General features: G+C 60.9%; 14 protein-coding genes. 7 read left to right on the top strand and 7 right to left on the bottom strand.

Translation table 11 applies throughout. From position 1 onward, the window contains the following. The first annotated feature begins 2 nt into the window (after nucleotides 1-2). Nucleotides 3-1,346 (top strand): aminotransferase-like domain-containing protein, encoded by a 1,344-nt coding sequence (locus CHB96_RS16840; protein WP_176444334.1) that lies wholly within the window; start codon nucleotides 3-5, stop codon nucleotides 1,344-1,346. A 1-nt stretch (nucleotide 1,347) separates the two neighbouring features. Here CHB96_RS16840 and CHB96_RS16835 read toward each other — a convergent pair whose 3' ends face one another. Genes CHB96_RS16835 through CHB96_RS16825 form a run of 3 tightly spaced genes read right to left on the bottom strand, consistent with a single transcriptional unit; the run spans nucleotide 1,348 to nucleotide 4,104 of the window. After that, the gene (locus CHB96_RS16835; protein WP_089248216.1) at nucleotides 1,348-1,875 is read right to left on the bottom strand and encodes a hypothetical protein; all 528 of its coding nucleotides are present in this window, start codon (nucleotides 1,873-1,875) and stop codon (nucleotides 1,348-1,350) included. Between the two features lie 2 nt (nucleotides 1,876-1,877). Continuing rightward, nucleotides 1,878-3,068 carry a phosphotransferase family protein gene (locus CHB96_RS16830; RefSeq protein ID WP_141136498.1) on the bottom strand — a complete coding sequence of 397 codons (1,191 nt, stop codon included), beginning with the start codon at nucleotides 3,066-3,068 and terminating at the stop codon, nucleotides 1,878-1,880. Nucleotides 3,069-3,090: 22 nt separating this feature from the next. Further along, nucleotides 3,091-4,104 carry a DUF7064 domain-containing protein gene (locus CHB96_RS16825; RefSeq protein ID WP_089248212.1) on the bottom strand — a complete coding sequence of 338 codons (1,014 nt, stop codon included), beginning with the start codon at nucleotides 4,102-4,104 and terminating at the stop codon, nucleotides 3,091-3,093. A gap of 597 nt (nucleotides 4,105-4,701) precedes the next feature. Between CHB96_RS16825 and CHB96_RS16820 the strand changes: the two genes are divergently transcribed. The 4 genes from CHB96_RS16820 (at nucleotide 4,702) to CHB96_RS16805 (ending at nucleotide 9,915) form a co-directional block, all read left to right on the top strand. Beyond that, nucleotides 4,702-6,150: an aldehyde dehydrogenase gene (locus CHB96_RS16820; RefSeq protein ID WP_089248210.1), complete on the top strand. Its 1,449-nt coding sequence runs from the start codon at nucleotides 4,702-4,704 to the stop codon at nucleotides 6,148-6,150. A gap of 155 nt (nucleotides 6,151-6,305) precedes the next feature. After that, nucleotides 6,306-7,286, top strand: coding sequence for a zinc-binding dehydrogenase (locus tag CHB96_RS16815; protein WP_089248209.1), 981 nt, complete (start codon nucleotides 6,306-6,308; stop codon nucleotides 7,284-7,286). A 138-nt stretch (nucleotides 7,287-7,424) separates the two neighbouring features. Then, nucleotides 7,425-9,119, top strand: a complete 1,695-nt coding sequence (locus CHB96_RS16810) for an AMP-binding protein (RefSeq protein WP_089248207.1) — start codon at nucleotides 7,425-7,427, stop codon at nucleotides 9,117-9,119. A gap of 16 nt (nucleotides 9,120-9,135) precedes the next feature. Next, the gene (locus CHB96_RS16805) at nucleotides 9,136-9,915 is read left to right on the top strand and encodes an enoyl-CoA hydratase/isomerase family protein (RefSeq protein ID WP_089248205.1); all 780 of its coding nucleotides are present in this window, start codon (nucleotides 9,136-9,138) and stop codon (nucleotides 9,913-9,915) included. A gap of 69 nt (nucleotides 9,916-9,984) precedes the next feature. Here CHB96_RS16805 and CHB96_RS16800 read toward each other — a convergent pair whose 3' ends face one another. Together CHB96_RS16800 and CHB96_RS16795 are read right to left on the bottom strand one after the other, a co-directional pair. Next, nucleotides 9,985-10,380 (bottom strand): MaoC/PaaZ C-terminal domain-containing protein, encoded by a 396-nt coding sequence (locus tag CHB96_RS16800; protein WP_089248203.1) that lies wholly within the window; start codon nucleotides 10,378-10,380, stop codon nucleotides 9,985-9,987. Next, a complete protein-coding gene (locus CHB96_RS16795; RefSeq protein ID WP_245865781.1) occupies nucleotides 10,377-10,844 on the bottom strand; it encodes an FAS1-like dehydratase domain-containing protein in 468 nt (155 codons plus the stop codon). Before CHB96_RS16795 ends, CHB96_RS16800 begins: the two co-directional genes overlap by 4 nt. Nucleotides 10,845-10,909: 65 nt before the next feature. Between CHB96_RS16795 and CHB96_RS16790 the strand changes: the two genes are divergently transcribed. Continuing rightward, nucleotides 10,910-12,088: an acyl-CoA dehydrogenase family protein gene (locus tag CHB96_RS16790; protein ID WP_089248199.1), complete on the top strand. Its 1,179-nt coding sequence runs from the start codon at nucleotides 10,910-10,912 to the stop codon at nucleotides 12,086-12,088. Nucleotides 12,089-12,185: 97 nt separating this feature from the next. On the opposite strand, the gene CHB96_RS16785 is transcribed toward CHB96_RS16790, so the two are convergent. Both CHB96_RS16785 and CHB96_RS16780 read right to left on the bottom strand, forming a co-directional pair. Next, the gene (locus tag CHB96_RS16785; protein WP_089248197.1) at nucleotides 12,186-13,481 is read right to left on the bottom strand and encodes an MFS transporter; all 1,296 of its coding nucleotides are present in this window, start codon (nucleotides 13,479-13,481) and stop codon (nucleotides 12,186-12,188) included. A gap of 232 nt (nucleotides 13,482-13,713) precedes the next feature. Continuing rightward, nucleotides 13,714-14,433, bottom strand: a complete 720-nt coding sequence (locus CHB96_RS16780) for a FadR/GntR family transcriptional regulator (RefSeq protein WP_089248195.1) — start codon at nucleotides 14,431-14,433, stop codon at nucleotides 13,714-13,716. A 170-nt stretch (nucleotides 14,434-14,603) separates the two neighbouring features. On the opposite strand from CHB96_RS16780, the gene CHB96_RS16775 reads away from it, so the two are divergent. Continuing rightward, complete coding sequence (locus tag CHB96_RS16775) at nucleotides 14,604-15,680, top strand: acyl-CoA dehydrogenase family protein (protein WP_089248193.1); 1,077 nt, start codon at nucleotides 14,604-14,606, stop codon at nucleotides 15,678-15,680. Nucleotides 15,681-15,747 lie beyond the last annotated feature (67 nt).

Below are 15,747 nucleotides of genomic sequence, written 5' to 3'. Positions count from 1 at the left end.
ACATGTCCGCAGAGGAACTGGCCGAGCTGCTGGGTGAGTGGCGGGTTGCGGACGGCACGCTGAGCATCGGTCTGGCGACGGCGCTGGCGCATCTGGTCGAATCGCAGCAACTGCCGAGCGGAACGCGGCTGCCTGCACAGCGGTCGCTCGCCGAGGCTCTCGACATCGCCCGCGGCACAGTGACGACTGCGTACGAGATCCTCGTCGGGCGGGGATACATCAACGCGGAGGTCGGACGAGGCTCGACGGTAGCGTCGGGCAACCGTCGGAGCCTGCGGCCCAGCGAACCGCAGACCCTGTTGGCGGCTGCGGTCGACCTCTCGACCCAATCCCTCCCCGCCAGTTCCGAAATCGGAGCCGCTCTGGGTCATCTGACCCAGAGCGCACTGCGTCCGTATCTCGAGACCGACGGACATTTCCCGTTCGGAATTCCCGTGTTGCGCTCCGCGATAGCTCGGCATCTGTCCGCCACGGGAATCCCGACGACGCCCGATCAGATCCTGGTGACGGCGGGTGCTCAACAAGCCCTGTGGCTAGCGACGTTCGCACTGACAGAACCCGGCGACGGCGTTCTGGTCGACGATCCCACCTACCGGGGAGCACTGGCCGTTCTCGACGGTATCCGACACCACCTGAGAGTGGTTGGATACCCGGCTTCGGACCCGAACTTCGCCGCGATGCCCATGGCATCCTTGCTCTACTGCCAGTCATCGGTACACAGCCCGACCGGCAGGATTCCGACCGCCGACGCTCTGCACCGTCTCGCGTCGTACGCCGAGCAGCGTGGCCACGTCGTCGTCGACGATCGAAGTGCTGCCGAACTCGTCTACGACCCCAAGCACCAGAACACCGGCCTGCACGGCCTCGTCGACCCGAGCAGGCTGCTGACCATCGGAACCGCGTCCAAACTCTTCTGGGGTGGGCTCAGAGTCGGGTGGGTGCGCAGCGATCCGCAGATGATCAACCGTCTCACCGACGTGAAGCAGGCCATCGACATCACCACCTCGGTGGTCGACCAGTTTCTGGCCGTCGAAGTTCTCCAGAACGCGGAACAAGCAGCAGCCGAACGACGTCAGCTGCTGCTCGAACAACTCGACAACACCATCGAGGTCGTGAAGGAGGTCCGACCCGAGTGGGTATGGGAGCGGCCGTCGGGCGGCAGCGGCTTGTGGGTCGATATCGGTTCCGACGCAATCGAATTCGCGATGAAGGCGCAGACTCGTGGTATTCGTGTGGCCGACGGACCGTCGTTCTCGGTCGACCACGGCTTCGAGACACATGTGCGCCTGCCCGTTTGGAGAGGTCCAGAGCTGCTGCGTCGAGCGCTGGACCTCGTCGACCGATAGCTCAACGCTCGAGCAGTGACTCCATGGGAACGACAGTGGACGGTTGTGGATCGAAGCCGAGAGGTATCAGCCACGAACGATCCAATTCGATTCTGCGCATTCCATGTTGCAGTACTGCAGATTCGATGCGCCGTCGCGCATCGGGTTCCAATGTGTCCGCAGCTTCACAGATGGCGTCGAGAGTTCGCCCGAGCCGGTAGCTCATTTCGGAGTACGACGTCGCTGTCGCCGACGCATCACCAGTGAGCTTCTTCGACGCTCTTACGATGTCGTCGAGATTCTCGTCGAACGTCAGGGACGCTACATCGGGATCGGCAGAGAGGATTTCGATCGCTTCGGTTGTGGACACGACCTCGTACCGCCTTCTAGCCGCTACCAGATCCACACGATCCCGTGCGAAGAGGATTGCATCCATGACGAGCATCGCTTGCTCCGCGGCCTGTGCTTGGCCGCTGGCAACAGCGGCCGGAATGACAGTGTCCCGCAATGCTTTGGCGGCTGCGCCGAGAGTGACAGCAGTGAAATCCATCGTCAGATCACTTTCTCGAGTTGGCGACCCAGTTGGCCCAGAAGAATCGGCACCGTGCCTTCCAGCCGTGCCAGGAGCACGTCTTGATGCGACCGGCCGAGTTGAGCGATGCGCATCGACGTGGCCAGCGTCTTGACCGTCGCGGAGAAGCCGCACAGGATGGAGTACCAACGCAGTCGATCGGGATCCACCGACAAGCCGGAGGCCTGCTCGTAGCGATCGAAGAACTCCTCGCGTGGTACTAGACCTGACACCAGAAAAGTCGATCCAGCCTCGTCGTAGTGGCCGAACAGATCCTGTGAGCAGTACGCGAGATCCATGTGACGGTCGCCGAGGTGCCCGGACTCCCAATCGAGCCACGCCGTAATCTGTGCGGTCTCTTCGTCGAAGAGGAAGTTTCCACTGCGGTAGTCGCCGTGGACGACGCTCAGCCGATCGAGAGTGGGCAGATTGCGCGCAAGCCAGTGAGCGGCCAATTCCATGATCGGCGAGGAGTCGAGCCGGTCGAGTGACCACAGCTGACGTTCGAAGTTGAGCCGCCACTGTGCCAGATCGGTGGAACCGATAGCTGCGCCGGGCAGTTCGTCGGAGATCCAGTCGGATGTATCGATCGTGTGCAGCGTCGCCAGGTTACGCACCAGTTGCTCGCCCAGCAGGGGTCGGAGTTCTGGACCGAAGTTGGTTCCGAGTCCGGTCACTTGTCCGGTGCTTGCTGTGGTCGGTTTGGTCACCCCGTGTACGAAGCTGCACACGAGCCCCGGCTCGGGAAGATGCTCGGCTTCCTCGTCGACCCACAATGCCTCGGGAGCGGCGACTGACCCGGCCAATCTGCGAAGGATCCCGAATTCACTCGATTTGTTCGTCGCATTGAGCGACTCTGGTGGGTCCATCCTGAGCAGAAGACGCTGAGGCTCGCGGCCATCTACGACGAGTTCGAAGAACATCTGAATCTTTGACGCGCCCCCGGTCAACCACCGTGGGTCGTGAATCTCGAAGTCGTGGTCGAGCTTCGATCGGAGCAACTTGTCGACCGAGGCGCTCAGCACCTCGAGGGGGATGGGTTCCCAAATCGGTCCCCGACGGCGGTGGTATTTGCGGTCGATTGCCTTCTGTCCTGCTGGATCGGTCGGGAACCGTCGCCGAACTTCGTCGAGCATCAGAGACGATATGTCCTCGATCAGAGTGTGTGTCAAAGGATTTCCTTACGCGAAGTCGTCAGATTCCTGGGCCGAACGATGAGGTGGTTTCGACGCCGTGGCGTGAGGTTCGATCGGCGAGAAACTCGATGCCGTAAGTGTCGGCCATGAGCCCGTAACCGAAACGTCCCTCGTGCTCGTATTTCATGAGAGCCTGGAACGTCACGTACGACGGACTGAAGGTGTACCAGGGTGCACTTGCGACAGCCGTTCCCCTGAATCGATGTGTCTTGCCGCGTTGGTCGGTCACCGTGATCTCGTTCGTGTACGGCGCGAGTGCATTCTGCTGTCCACGCAGACTCGCGTCCACGATTCCGAAAACTTCTCCGTTCTCGTGAACGTATCCGAAGCGGAGTGGACCGTAGACGACCTCGCCTCGCACCAATTCGATTCCGGTCACCAAGTGGACGCCGTAGTTCTCGTCGAACGGCACGTGAATGTAGGAGATCGCAGCTTGTCCGAGTTCGGTTCGTCTACCCCAACTTCGGTCGATTCCGCCCATCGAGTCGATGCGATACGACTTGCCTCGCAGGGTCAGCTGACCCCGAACGCGGCCGACGAAGTCAAGGTGCCCGCCTGCCCAAGCGTCACCGAGACCCAGGTCGGAATGTGCTTCCGAAGCAGCGAGCAACGGGTTCTCGGCAGGATCGTTGGGATCCCACGCTCGCATGGAGCCGTCGAGGGTCATGTCGAACGAGCAGGACCCTGCGATGTTCTCGTATCCGAATCGGTACACGGTCGGTGGCTTTTCGACATCGACGGTCAGTCCGCTCGTGAGCGTGAACTTGGTCATCGAATCCGGGCACGGAGCGTGCATCTGCGGATCCGTCAGGTCGACGGTGAACGGGTGGCGATTGATTCCCTGCACCACGTTGATCGATGAGATCGTGGCTCCGACATTGGGTCTGGCCAAGACATAGACGTTGCCGTAAATGGACTCCTCGGGAATCGCGAACCAGAAGCCGATGGTTTCGGTCCAGTTGGTGATCGAGGGATCGCTGGGGTGGAAGTCCGAATCAGCTGGAACGATCATTGCTGCCTCTCATGCGTCGCCGGTGTATCGACTACGACCGTCGCGTCGTGTTCGCCGACCGCGGAAATTGTGGGGACGTGCCTAAATCTGCTGGTTCGACCATGCAGCTAGAATTGGCTAGACCAATATTGCATACTGTGTCGTGCGGCACAATGGCTCGCGCTTCAGGCGTCGGCCGGGACCGCGCTTGACACTCTGGTCTAACCATTCTATTTTCAGACAGAACGTCTGTGAGCGTTGCCACATCGACAAGGGGCGGCCCAGTGCCTGTGAATGCCGAGGTCCAGCAACTATCGAAATGCTGTCGCGGGACGGAGTCACTCGCGGAGTATGCCGAGTTCGTCAAACAGTGTGATGACCGACACTTCGGCTGATGGCACAATTGCCGAGTCGGCTTCTTCCCGTTGTGAATGTACGCACAAGCGGTCGACCATGGCAGACGTCGAACCAAGCCTTGGTAGGGATGGCACCCCACGGCGTGCCCATGGCGTGCCGGAATCGGTTCGGGCACGTTCTGCGGACGTATTTGAAACGCAAGAACATCGGAGGTCCGACCGCCCCATGGGGCGTCGGCCGCAACTCGAAGGTGACTGCCTCATGACAATCGAATACTCGACTCTCTACATCGGCGGCAAGTGGGTCGAACCGTCCTCCTCGGCAAAGATTTCGGTGGTTTCGCCTACGACCGAACAGGTAATCGGCTCGGTACCGGAGGCTGTCGAGGCCGATGTCGACGCCGCGGTGTCGGCCGCGAGATCGGCGTTCGACGATCCGATCGGTTGGGCGTCGTGGACAGCATCGGAGCGCAAGGACGTCATCGAGCGTTTCGCACTCGAATTGGAAAAACGTAGTGAAGAGACGGCGCAACGAGTTTCGTCGCAGAACGGCATGCCTATCACGTTGGCACGCGCCTTCGAGGGTGCGTTCCCTGCGGTCATGCTGCGTTACTTCGCCGATCTGGCAGTCTCGACTCCGCAGGAGGAAATCCGCCCTGGCCTGCTCGGTGGCTCGACGCTCGTATCGAAGCTGCCCGTCGGCGTCGTGGGTGCGATCGTCCCGTGGAACGTGCCGCAGGCGATCTCTTTTCTGAAGTTGTCGCCGCTTCTGTCCGCAGGCTGCACGGTGGTGCTCAAGCCGGCACCCGAGACGGTTCTCGACGCCTTCTTGATGGCTGAATCCGCCGACGCCGCAGGGTTCCCTCCGGGAGTCATCAACATCGTCCCCGCAGGTCGTGAGGTCGGTGCCTACCTGGTGTCGCACCCCGGCGTCGACAAGGTGTCGTTCACCGGATCGACCGGTGCGGGCCGCAGCATCGCCGAGACATGTGGTCGTCTTCTTCGGCCGGTGACGCTCGAGCTGGGCGGCAAGTCTGCAGCCGTCGTTCTCGACGACGCCGATCTGGCCAAGAGTATCGAAAGCTTCGTTGGCGCAACCATGATCAACAACGGGCAGATCTGCTGGCTGAACACCCGTATCCTGGCTCCGCAATCGCGGTACGGCGAGATTCTGGACACCGTCACCGACATCATCGGATCGATGAAGATCGGCAACCCGCTGGACGAGACGACCCAGGTCGGACCACTGGTCTCCGCACGTCAGCGCGACCGCGTGGAAGGCTACATCGCCAAGGGTCTTTCCGACGGCGCACGGCTGACAGCGGGTGGCCAGCGTGCCGGTGATACGGGTTGGTTCGTCCAGCCGACGATTTTTGCCGATGTGGACCCACGGTCGACCATTGCACAGGAGGAAATCTTCGGACCCGTGCTGTCGGTGATCCCGTACACCGACGAGTCGCAGGCGATCGCAATCGCGAACGACAGCGAGTACGGCCTGGGTGGCACTGTCTGGTCGTCCGATCCGGATCGTGGTGCAGCAGTGGCGCGTCGGATTCAGTCCGGCACCGTCGGTGTGAACGGATACCAGAACGATCCGACGGCACCGTTCGGTGGCATCAAGAGCAGTGGACTCGGGCGGGAGCTCGGTCCTGAAGGGCTGGCGTCGTACCAGTACCCGAAGAGTATCTATCTGGACGCGTCCGCCAGCTGATTCGACCTGCATTTCACCCCTATGGTCGGCACTACTGGCTATAGGGTGATTCGTCGTTCCATCCGGTCGGCAAGTCTGTATTCGGCGGACCGAACGCTGGTCAAAAGCATCGACACTCCGTTATAGTCCAATGGTTGGACCGAAATGGAGGTGCGGTGTACGCGACAGTGATGACCGAATTCGGTGGACCCGAGGTGTTGACTGCTGCCGAGGTGCGCAACCCGCCGGTGCCCGAAGGCTGGGTTGCCGTGAAACTCGAAGCCGCGGCGTTGAATTGGCATGACGTGTTGGTTCGTCGTGGGCAGTACGGTTCGCCGCTCCCGCACACTCCAGGAGCCGACGGCGCTGGAATCCGTAGTGATACCGGAGAGAAGGTGCTCGTCGTTCCTTCGCTCTGGTGGGGCGGGGACGAGTCCGCGCCTGGTCCCCGGTGGGAAATCCTCGGCGACCGTCGACCCGGCACGTACGCGGAGAGGGTTGTGGTCCCCTCAGGTTCGGTGGTCCCGAAGCCGGCGGGCTGGGACTGGCATGGCGCTGCGGCGCTTCCACTCGTCGGTGTGACGACGTACCGGGCCCTGTTCACTCGCGGTCGACTGAGGGAAGGGGAGTCGCTTCTCGTTCTCGGCGCCGGAGGTGGTGTTGCCACGATGGCGGTGATGCTTGGCGCAGCCGTGGGCGCCAGGGTCATCGTGACATCGTCGAGTCAGGCCAAGATCGATCAGGCGGTCGGGCTCGGCGCAGCAGGCGGAGTGCTGTACACGAATGACGGCTGGCCCGACGCCGCTCGACAACTGGCAAATGACGCAGCAGGTTTCGACATGGTGCTCGATTCGGTGGGAACGTGGGAATCCTCTGTCGATTCTGCGAAGCATGGCGGACGAGTCGTGGTGCTGGGGGCGTCGCGAAGTGGCACCGGAGTTCTCGATGTTCGACAGTTCTACTTCGGCCAGTACGACCTACTCGGGACGACGATGGGTAGCCCTGCCGACTTCGCCGAACTTCTCGGTTTTCTCGAGCGGTATTCGGTGCCGCCGCCACCCGTGGGTCGAGTCTTTCCACTGGACGGCGCGGTCGACGCGCATGAATACCTCGAAAGCGGAATGGGATTCGGCAAAGTTGTTCTCTCCATGTCGTAGCCGAGTTCGGGCGATACGCGTCGTGCGGTCGAACGCGAGCCGTGTTCGGTACCGATATGGCACGAAATGCTTGCAAACTTCGGTCCAACCATTCTACCCTTTTATCAAGTCGGCATCTTTCATCGAAGGACGGGCACTATGGCAAGCGAGCGAAGCCTCGGACGATTCACTTCTCAGCAGATCGAAGATTTCTACGCAAACGGCCAATGGACCGGCGAGAACTTCACCGACCTCCTCGGCTCGCGGGCCGCGTCGAACCCGGACAAAGTGTTCATCACCGATGGAACGCATGCTCTGACCTTTGCCGAGCTCTACGACACTTCGCAGCGGTTGGCGCTCGGGCTCAAGCGTCGTGGAGTGAACTACGGGGATCGTGTTGCTGTCCAGCTGCCGAACTGGGCGGCATTCGTGGTGGTGGCCGCTGCCTTGTCCCGTCTCGGCGCAGTCACCGTGCCCATCATGCCCATTTACCGCCGCGACGAGGTGTCGCACGTGGTCGCAGACGCAGCGGTCACGACTGCTATCGCTCCAGTCGAATTCAAAGGGTTCGACTACGCTTCCATGTTCGACGACATTCGCACCGAGTCTTCGACGTTGAGGACAATCGTTGCCGTTCGTGCACCCGAGGACAAGCGATCCGAATTGGCAGAACGAGGAATCGACGTTCTGGAGGACCTCGTGGTTCAGGACATCTCGTCCGCGAACATCGACGCCGAGTTGGACACCCGCGTTCATCCGGACGACCCATTCGTCATCGTATACACGTCGGGAACGACCTCACGGCCGAAAGGATGCCTGCATACATTCAATTCGTATGCATCCGGAGCTCGTGCCCTGACCGTGGCCTTCGGCCACACCGAGAACGACGTCCAATTCGGTCCTTCGCCGATAACCCACACGACAGGTTTGGTGACCAGCGTCCTTCTTCCATTGCTCGTGGGAGCCTCGACGCACGTCGTAGCCGAGTGGTCTCCCGCACAAGGGCTGGCAGATATCAAGCAGTACAGATGCACGGCCGCGGTCACAGCAACGACATTTCTGCAGACGCTCATGTCCGCTGCGGACGAGGACGCGGACGCGGATTTGTCCAGTTTGAGGGTGTGGACATGTGCGGGATCGCCGATTCCGGCTTCGGTCGTCGAAAACGCCAAAGCCAAGCTACCTGCCGCGAGCATCCTGTCGTTGTACGGCCGGAGTGAAAACCTCTCCACGACTACATGCACTGTCGATGACGACGCCAGTCGCGCAATCACTTCCGATGGCGCGGCGCTACCGAGTGCGGAAGTCAAGGTCGTCGGCGACGACGGGCTGGAGCTTCCCCGGGGTACGGAAGGTGACATTGCCTACCGCGGACCTTCCCACATGATCGAGTACTTGAACCGCCCGGAGGACACTGCAGAACTCTTCACACCTGAGGGGTTCTCGCGATCCGGTGATCTCGGAGTCATGGACGACGACGGATTCGTCCGCGTCACCGGTCGTACGAAAGACATTGTCATTCGGGGTGGAATGAACATCAGCGTGCGTGAGGTCGAGGACAAGCTTGCCGATCATCCCGACCTGCTTGCGCTCGCAGTGGTCGGCATGCCCGACGAGAAGCTGGGCGAGAAAGTCTGCTGCTATATCGTCGCCAAGGACGGGCACGATGCTCCCTCTGCCGAAGACTTGCGACACTATTTGACCGATCGCGGTGTCGCGATCCAGAAGACACCAGAGCGGGTCGAGGTTGTCGATCAGCTTCCGATGACGGCGACGGGCAAGATTCAAAAGCACACGTTGCGAAAGTTGATTGCAAACAAATTGAATGCCGCAACCACTGCCGGCGCCCGATAAGCTGGGAGAACAGGTTATGCCGCTGGTCAGGTACCACGTCGAAGATGCTGCGCTGGCCTTCGTCACATTGGACAGTCCGAGCACTCGGAATGCGTTGAGCGACGAGATGCTCGATGAATTGATCGACGCATTCGAGCGGGCTCGCGACGATGCGCACGTGCGGGTAGTCGTTCTCACCTCGTCGCACGAGAAGATTTTCTCTGCAGGAGGTGACCTGAAAGCGTTTGCCGACGATGCGCCCACGATTCGGAAATATGCTGGTTTGCACAGGTTTCCGCGGCTGTACCAACTGATCGGGGGGTTGGGAAAGCCTGTCATCTGCGCTGCGAACGGGGACGTCCTTGCTGGTGCATTCGGTCTCGCATTGGCGTGTGACCTGATCCTGGCAAAGAAATCGGTGCATTTCGGATGTCCCGAGATCAATGTAGGAGTATTTCCCTTCATGATCTCCGCGCTCATATACCGCAACGTGGGGCGGTTGACTGCGAACGAGTTGATGATGCTCGGTGATCGGTTGAGCGCTTCCGAAGCCAAAGATCATGGCATCGTGAACCGCGTTGTCGCTGACGACGAATTCGACGATGTGGTGCGAGCGTGGGCTCAGCGTGTGGCCGAGAAGTCACCCCTGCTGATGAAGCTCGGCAAGGATGCAGTGAACGCCACCAAGGACATGTCTCTGCCCGACGCGCTCACGGCCCTTCAATCGCAGTTGGCTCTCGCGTTCACAACCGAAGATATCGGTGAAGGCGTCGCGGCATTCCGAGAAAAGCGAAAGCCCGTGTGGAAGATGCGCTGAGCCACGAATGTCCTCAGTGCGCAGGTCGGAGCCTGGGCAGGCTCCGACCTGCGGGAGTGCAGGTGCCTCCTAGGGCGAAGACGTACTGACGGCGGCGCGTCCGGTGACGATCGTGTCGGAACCGCGGGTAACTTTCAGCGAGATCTCGGCGATTCCGCTTTCGCTACTGCTCACCGTCCCGTCGAAGGCGAGGTTGTCGCCGACGAACACCGGTGCTACGAACCTCACGCCGAATTCCCGCACCCGCTCGACACCGACCCAATCGGTCAAGTAGCTGCCGAGTATGCCGGCATGGAGCTGGCCCATCGCGATGACACCGGGGAAGCCGCTGGCGCGGACGAATTCCGGATCATGGTGCAGTGGATTGAAATCTCCTCCCGCACCGGCGAATCTGACGATATCGGTTTGCGTGATCGGCCCGATATTCCGGGTCGGTGCGCTGAATCCGGGTTCCAGTTCGGTCATGACGCTGCTCCTCGTTCGATGATCTGCTCACGTTGGCGGAGAACTGTCGAGCCTGCAGCATCCACGAACTCCGTTTCGAGAGTCAGAATGCGCATGGAGCCGCCTCGCTTGCCTTCCTTCACGGCGTCCGCGACGACGCGTCGTGTTCCGGTCAGTCGGTCTCCGACGACGAGCGTGCGCATGTAGGACCAGTCGACGGAGCCGACGACCACTCGTTCGAGGGCGAGTCCCAATGCATCGACGAACGCGCGCTGGTCCCGGTAGTGGCCGGATACGACGGAATGCGTTGCGGTTGCAGCGATGCCTGCGTGACCGGCCGCAAGGGCAGCCTGTTCGTCTACGTGCACGTCGCTCTCTGCGAAGGTCGCACGCGCGAACTCGTGCACCTTCCCCTGCTCGACGGTGAAGGACACTGTGTCGATGATTCGACCCACATCCGAGGTGTGATCGACCTGTACTTTCACGGACACTCCTGGTTGTTTTGGTCCGACCATAGTAACATCAAGCCAAATAAAGATGAGGAGACCCGATGGATCTGTCAGACTCCGCAGACGAAGCGTTGTTCCGCAGCGAGGTGAAGGTGTGGTTGGGCGAAACGCTTCCTTTGCTACCGTGGCCCGAGCCTGTGACTCTGGTGGACAAAGTGCCGTTCTGGAAGCAATGGCAACGCGCATTGTTCGACGCCGGATATGCGGGATTGTCGTGGCCCAAGGAGCACGGGGGACAGGGCGCCGATCCGATACGCCGCGCGATATTCGCCGAGGAACTCGATCTTGCCGGTGCGCCGGAACGACTGAACACGATCGGTGAGGATTTCGCGGGCCCGACCATCAGTGACTTCGGGACGTCGTCGCAGAAGGAGCGATTCCTTCAGTCGATTCTGACCGGTGACGAGATCTGGTGCCAGCTGTTCTCCGAGCCCGACGCGGGCTCCGATCTGGCGTCGCTGCGCACGAAGGCGACGAAGTCGGACGGCGGTTGGAAGATCGACGGGCAGAAGATCTGGACGTCGAGGGCGCACATCGCCCAACACGCAATTCTGTTGGCGCGTACGGGCGGTGGCCCCAGGCACAAGGGAATCACGTTCTTTCTCGTGCCCATGGACAGTCCTGGAATCACGATTCGCCCACTCGAACACATGCTGGGTGAGGCGGAGTTCAACGAGGTCTTCCTCGACGACGTCTTCGTTCCGGATGAGCTGGTCGTCGGAGAGATCGACGGAGGCTGGAAAGTGGCGATGGGCACGCTCGCCTACGAGCGCGTTGCGATAGCCACCGGACGGGTGAACACCAAGAAGGCAGTCAGCGAGATCGTCGACGACGTGCGCGACAGGGTCGACGAGGATGGAAATCCTCTCGGCGCCCAGGCATCTGTCAGACAGACGGTTGCCGATCTGTACGGACGAGCACTGATTCACTATCTGATCGGTCAACGAGTGGTGACGCTTGCCGCCAACGACGGTCCGCCCGGGCCTGTTACGTCCATCGGCAAGTTGTACTTCTGTCCGCTGGTGGAAGAGTTGGCCGATTTCCGGCTCTCCCTCGAACCCCTCGGAGGTCAACAAGATTCCGACGACCCGGACCAGAAGACTGCGAAGTGGCTGCGACTGGCTTACCAGGCTCGCGGTACTGCCATCGCCGGAGGTTCGACGTACATTCAGCGCAATATCGTCGCCGAGCGGATTCTCGGCATGCCGCGAGGAAAGTAGCAAGACGGGCCCTGAAACGCCGAGGGCGACACTACATTTCGTAGTGTCGCCTTCGGCGTCTGTGTTTGGTTCGCCCCGAAAGGAAGACCCGGAGAACCTAATCGACCGGTGTCGCAGTCTGCGTGGCATCCTCCGGTTCGGTGGCCTCCACATGCTTGTGGTCGAGTGTGAAACGGTACGGTCCCAGCAGCAGGAGGCAGACGATGCTGACGATGACGAGGCCGAGAATGGGTAAGGCTCCCGCGCTGTACGAGCCGGTTGCCCTGAAAATCTGCCCGAGCAGGAAGATTCCGAACGCGGAACCCATCGCGTACAAGAAGTAGATCGATCCCAGTACACGGCCGTACGAGTGCTGCGGGAAGTAGCGGCTGCACATGTAGGCAGCGAGATCACCCTCGGCGCCCAATCCGAGACCGACTAGAAGAGCTGCTGTGATCAGCACCGAGACGTTGGACGACGAGATCATCAAGAACGCACCCAGTCCGCAGAGCGCGAAGATGATCGAACCGATGATGGGTGCGTAGAACCGATCGAGTAGGTACCCGACGAGCAAGCGCGCCACGATCGACGCAAAGCTCAATGCGGAGAGGATTCCCACCGCGGTGGCTTGGGCAATGCCCTTGTCGGTCGTCATCGGTACGACCTGCGACATCAAACCGAACGTGGCCGAGGATACGAAGAATATCGACACCGCAAGCAGCCAGAACTGACGGTATTTGCGTGCGATCGTCCATAGGGATTCGCCGGCAACCTTGCCCGCTTTGAGCGCAGTTCTACGAACTTCCTCGTGGTGGGCGGGCATCTTGGTCACGAAGGCATACACAGATGCCGGAATGACGGTGCTCAGGGCGCCGACGACGAGAAAGGCTGTACGCCAATCTGTAATTCCGAGAACGAAGTTGGCCAGATAAGGCATGAGTACGCCGCAAGCGCCGAGGCCGGCCATGAGGATTCCCAGGGCCATTCCGCGGCGGTCCTGGAACCACGCGCTGACGACGGTCGAGTGTGCGACCGGGTTGACCGCGCCTGCACCTGCGCCGATCAGTATGCACAACGCGTAGAAGGCGATCTGGCTGTTCGGAAGAACCGACATCAGCATCAATCCGATGCCGAACGTCAGTGACATCGGAACCGTCGGTGTGCGAGGGCCGAATCTGTCGATCAGGAAGCCGAGGACGACGATGCTGACGCCGACCATCAGTGTCTCGATCGAGAGGCCGTTACTGATGACGCTGCGTTCCCAACCGAACTCTTCGCTCATCGGCTTTCCGAGAACGTTGAAGAGCACATTGACGCTGGTGGTTCCGAACAGCAGTGTCAGGAATCCGGTGACGACATACCACCATCGATTGAGGTGGCGGTCCGAAGTGCGTGCGCTCGAAGTGACACTCATGGAGATCCCGTCTTGTCGAAATCCTGGCCGGAAAGGCAGAGGACCTGTGGTCGAGGGCCCACCCAGTGGTGCCCGTCACATATCCAAACATATGGACCGACCAAATACAATGTTGACCAAAAATGAACCTCGAGAACCCAAGCGAGCGTCCCGGAAAACACTTCAGGCAGGCCACCGGTGGTGGCCTGCCTGAAGTGCGACTCTCGGTACTGCTAACGGCGTTCTGTTGCGCTCAGTCCTCGCCGGGCACTGTGATGTCGACTCGTTCGTCCACCGCCAGAACCTCTTCCGCGTAGGAGTGCACGTGTCGAGTCATTCGGCGAACGGCCGCATCCGGGTCACGGTCTCGGATTGCGCGCGTGATCGATTTGTGGGCGCGCACGGTGGTGTTCCGAACTGTTTCGTCGACGAATCCCTCGTTCTCGGTGGCCGCGTAGATGGCTCGCGAGAGTGCCGTCATCATTCCCATGAGCAATTCGTTCTTACTGGCATGGGCGACGGCGACATGCCAGTCGACGTTGGCGCTCAGAAATGCGTCCAGGTCACCTTCGGCCGTGACTATCGCGTCGTTGGCGGCATCGAGTGCCTTCAGGTCCTCGGTTGTCCGGTTCTTGGCTGCGAGGCGCGCACAGAACGGTTCGAGAGCTTCTCGAGTCTCGAGTAGTGCTGCGAGGCGAATCTGCTGACCGCGGATGAGCAGCGCGACCGAGCTGGCCATCGATTCCCCACCGGGACGCTGGACGAACGCCCCACCTGCGCGGCCGGCTTTGATGCGCACCAGGCCCTGGACTTCGAGGATTCGCAGTGCCTCACGGACTGTGGTGCGGCTCATCTTCGTCTGAACAACCAGCTCACGCTCAGGCGGAAGGGGAGTGCCTTCTTCGTACTCGCCGCTCAAGATGCGTTCGCGCAGTTCGTTCGCCAGGACGTCGGATGCCTTGGGGACCTCCATCGGGGACAGCTGAATGGCGGATCGCCCATTCTTGGTAGCTCCAGGAGCGGCTGGTGTCATAGGATTCCCCCATCGCTGGTCTAACGGTCAGACCTAATATAACATTAACATCATGCCTGCACTGTGACATGTGCAGAGTAATCGCTGTCTCGAAAATTAGGAGCAGGCGCATGCGGTGGGAACTCTCCCAAGACCAAGAAATGTATCGCGAGTCGTTCCGAGGGTGGGTCGAGAAGTTCGCCCCGAACGAGTCGGTTCGCGCGTGGCTCACCTCCGGGGATGCCAGGGACTTCGAGAACCGATTCGTGGCCGAGGGTTGGTTCTCGGTCGGCCTGTCCGAGGACGTCGGTGGGCAGGGTGGTGGCGGGCTCGAATTGGCATTGACCGCAGTCGAGTTGGCGCGTCGATCGGCTCCCTCGGGTGCGTGGATCGCGTCCGTGCTCGCGGCACCATTCCTCGGCGGAGAACTGGGTGTCGAAGTCCTACAGGAAGGCGAGTTCGCGGCGCTCGTGGCGGACAGCACCAGGCCGCTGGACAGCGCGCCTCGGCTGCGCGTTGCCGACGGAAAAATCTCCGGCGACGTTTCGGGCGTGTTGGGCGGGGACCGCGCGCGCCATCTGGTTGTTCCTGTGCTCGGTCCGGATGGAGTTCAGGTCGCTCTCGTGTCCGCCGAAGCCGATGGGGTAACGATCGAGGCGACGACCCTCCTCGATCGGTCTCGGTCGGCGGCGAAGATACGTTTCGACGGTGTTGCCGCCGACGTACTCGACGTCGATGCGCCTGTGTTGCTGGCCAACGCGTCGTTGGTCTCTGCCGTACTGATTGCAGCCGATTCGCTCGGCGCAATGGAGCGCATGCTCGACCTAGCGGTCGAATACAGCAAGAGCCGAGAGCAGTTTGGCGTTCCGATCGGCTCGTTCCAGGCGGTCAAGCATGCAGCGGCCTCGATTCTCGTGTCCGTGGAAGCCGCGCGGTCGATTGTGTTCTACGCGGCCGAATCGATCGATGCGGGTATGGCGGAGTGTGACTTACATGCCGCGACTGCCAAGGCTCAGGTGACTGCTTCCGGCGCTGTGGCAGCGGATTCTGCGCTGACGATGCACGGAGCCGTTGGGTACACCTGGGAGCATGACCTCCATTTCCTGTACAAGCGGACGAAGTTGAACAAGGCGCTCTTCGGGAGCCCGTCGGTGTGGAACGAGAGGATCGCACGGTCGCTGCCACTCGTTCCGTTCGCACCGGCTTGATCGTTGACTTTTTGGTCTGTCCTTTAGTACGTTAAGTCCAAACATTCTTCATGGAGACAGGACGATT

Source organism: Rhodococcoides kyotonense (assembly GCF_900188125.1).
GTDB classification, from domain to species: Bacteria; Actinomycetota; Actinomycetes; order Mycobacteriales; family Mycobacteriaceae; genus Rhodococcoides; species Rhodococcoides kyotonense.
Note: the sequence above shows the minus strand (reverse complement) of the source record. Positions and strands in the feature narration are given on the sequence as shown.

What these genes read in the sequence shown, in the direction of transcription:
- CHB96_RS16840 (WP_176444334.1), top strand. Translation starts at nt 3, where the DNA reads ATGTCCGCAGAGGAACTGGCCGAGCTGCTGGGTGAGTGGCGGGTTGCG.
- CHB96_RS16835 (WP_089248216.1), bottom strand. Translation starts at nt 1,875, where the DNA reads ATGGATTTCACTGCTGTCACTCTCGGCGCAGCCGCCAAAGCATTGCGG.
- CHB96_RS16825 (WP_089248212.1), bottom strand. Translation starts at nt 4,104, where the DNA reads ATGATCGTTCCAGCTGATTCGGACTTCCACCCCAGCGATCCCTCGATC.
- CHB96_RS16820 (WP_089248210.1), top strand. Translation starts at nt 4,702, where the DNA reads ATGACAATCGAATACTCGACTCTCTACATCGGCGGCAAGTGGGTCGAA.
- CHB96_RS16810 (WP_089248207.1), top strand. Translation starts at nt 7,425, where the DNA reads ATGGCAAGCGAGCGAAGCCTCGGACGATTCACTTCTCAGCAGATCGAA.
- CHB96_RS16805 (WP_089248205.1), top strand. Translation starts at nt 9,136, where the DNA reads ATGCCGCTGGTCAGGTACCACGTCGAAGATGCTGCGCTGGCCTTCGTC.
- CHB96_RS16800 (WP_089248203.1), bottom strand. Translation starts at nt 10,380, where the DNA reads ATGACCGAACTGGAACCCGGATTCAGCGCACCGACCCGGAATATCGGG.
- CHB96_RS16790 (WP_089248199.1), top strand. Translation starts at nt 10,910, where the DNA reads ATGGATCTGTCAGACTCCGCAGACGAAGCGTTGTTCCGCAGCGAGGTG.
- CHB96_RS16785 (WP_089248197.1), bottom strand. Translation starts at nt 13,481, where the DNA reads ATGAGTGTCACTTCGAGCGCACGCACTTCGGACCGCCACCTCAATCGA.
- CHB96_RS16780 (WP_089248195.1), bottom strand. Translation starts at nt 14,433, where the DNA reads ATGGAGGTCCCCAAGGCATCCGACGTCCTGGCGAACGAACTGCGCGAA.
- CHB96_RS16775 (WP_089248193.1), top strand. Translation starts at nt 14,604, where the DNA reads ATGCGGTGGGAACTCTCCCAAGACCAAGAAATGTATCGCGAGTCGTTC.